Origin of the sequence: Rothia sp. HMSC078H08 (genome assembly GCF_001808955.1) — a bacterium.
Taxonomy (GTDB): domain Bacteria; phylum Actinomycetota; class Actinomycetes; order Actinomycetales; family Micrococcaceae; genus Rothia.
This window is the reverse complement of record NZ_KV795240.1, coordinates 1-1867: the sequence shown is the minus strand read 5'-3', so window position 1 is coordinate 1867 and position 1867 is coordinate 1. Positions and strand designations below refer to the sequence as shown.

Below are 1867 nucleotides of genomic sequence, written 5' to 3'. Positions count from 1 at the left end.
CACCCACGGTTACACCACTATGCGGGACGCTACTTGACAGGCAAACTCAAGCCTCGTTAATATTACATATTACATGGTTTGCCAGACCGAATTAACAAAGGAGGGGTGTCGTGGTTGGTCTTTTCCGCACGTGGATGAGCGCCTAGAAAGCGGCGCTGTTGTGGCGTCGCGCTGTTTTTCTGCACGCCATTTCACGATTGGACATAACCATGATATTTGAAACCTCTCGGGGCAGGTCTGTTCTGCTGTGCCATTCATGGCAATTCAAGCTTTGTTTCGTATGGGGCGGGGAGCTCGTTTCGACATTGACGAGTTCGATTCTCCAAATGGGTCTTATTTGGCATCTCGCCCTCACGACAGGGTCGTCTTCTCTCCTCTCCTTAGCATCGCTGGCAGGCTTTCTGCCGATTGCTTTGTTCGGAATCCTTGCGGGCGCCGTTGTCGACAGACTGCCTTTGAAACGTGTCCTCATCGGCGCCGACCTCTTCATTGCCGCGGTGGGTGCCGCCTTGGCGATTGCCTCGTTGGCCGGCAGCTTACCTGCATGGCTAATTCTCATCGCCCTGTTTCTCCGTGCAGTTGGTACTTCGTTCTACACGCCAGCCTCCCAATCTCTCACGCCCCATCTCGCCCCGCCAGAGCATCTCGTTCGCCTATCGGGGGTGACTCAGGCGATTCAGTCCGGCGGATACATTCTTGGCGCCGCGCTTGCAGCAGTGATTTATCCCGTGGCGGGCATTACCGCTATGATTGTCCTCGACGTGCTGGGAGCGCTTTTCGCTTCTTTAGCCGTCCTCGCCGCACAGATAGACGCAGGGGGCCTCGATGAAGCCGACCGCAGCTTGTCCTTTTCCAATAAGGTTCGAGAGCTCTTCTCTGAGATTTCGGACGGCTACAAGCTGATTAGGGAGTACAGGGGGCTGTTCGCCCTTCTTTGGTGCGGGTTCGTCTTCGCTTTCGCGTTCTCTCCGCTCGCGGCATTGTTCCCAATAATGACCTTGGGGCATTTTGGCGGTAGCACGGGGGATGCCGCTTTGGTGGAAATCCTTTTTTCTGCAGGCATGCTGGCTGGGTCCGGCATTTTGGCGGCCACGGGAGGGTTCCGCAATAGGTCGTTCACCATGGTCGCCGCGATTGCCGGCTTCGGCATTGCCGCAATCGTATCCGGATCGCTCGGCCCGTCATTGTTCGCTGCTTTCCTGCCGGTGAGCTTTCTTATGGGCGCATGCTCCCCGTTGTACGCGGGAACCCAGACTGCCCTTATGCAGGAGCAGATACCTCCTGAGTACCTAGGCCGCGTTTTCGGCCTCTACGGAACCATCATGGCGTGGGCCATGCCCATGGGCCTCGCAGCCCCCTCCGTTTTTGCGGATCTGCTTGGAGCTCCGTTATGGTTCGTCGGCTCTGGAGCGACCATGGTACTGCTTGCGATGGCTATGCTGCTTGCTCCGAGCGTCCGAAACGCGGGGAAAAGAGATACCGGGCAGATTCAATAGCCCAAGTATTCGAAAAAAAGAGGCAGCAGCCATCGGTTCAAGCGTCAGCCTTCAAGCCCTTGCGACGACGAGGTATTGCACCGACATTCCGCATCGCGCTCCTTATTCGTCGCCAACTATCATTTTCGGATTTGCCGGCTTGCGCAAGGTCAAAACGCTCGCGCCGGCAATTGGGCAAAGGCGAAAAATCGACGTGAGCAATCTTTTTTGGCATGGCTGCGCTTCCAGTAAAACGCTAATACACAAAAGGCGGTTCAACCTATGGAACTCATAGTCAAAGCTAAAGACATCTTTTTGGAATATGCCGGCCGCGATATCCTAGATATCGAAGAGTTGGAAATCTACTCCTACGATCGCATCGGCTTGGTGGG

Annotated in this window: 1 protein-coding gene and 1 pseudogene; both read left to right on the top strand. The window is 55.5% G+C overall.

Annotated features, from left to right (window positions below; translation table 11 throughout):
* The first annotated feature begins 209 nt into the window (after window positions 1-209).
* Window positions 210-1496, top strand: coding sequence for an MFS transporter (locus HMPREF2528_RS01120; protein WP_005987410.1), 1287 nt, complete (start codon window positions 210-212; stop codon window positions 1494-1496).
* Between the two features lie 261 nt (window positions 1497-1757).
* A pseudogene (locus HMPREF2528_RS09310) lies at window positions 1758-1867 on the top strand (ABC transporter ATP-binding protein); the annotation flags it as partial.

Bases quoted from the DNA above. Each gene is read 5' to 3' on its own strand.
- HMPREF2528_RS01120 (WP_005987410.1), top strand. From the start codon at position 210: ATGATATTTGAAACCTCTCGGGGCAGGTCTGTTCTGCTGTGCCATTCA.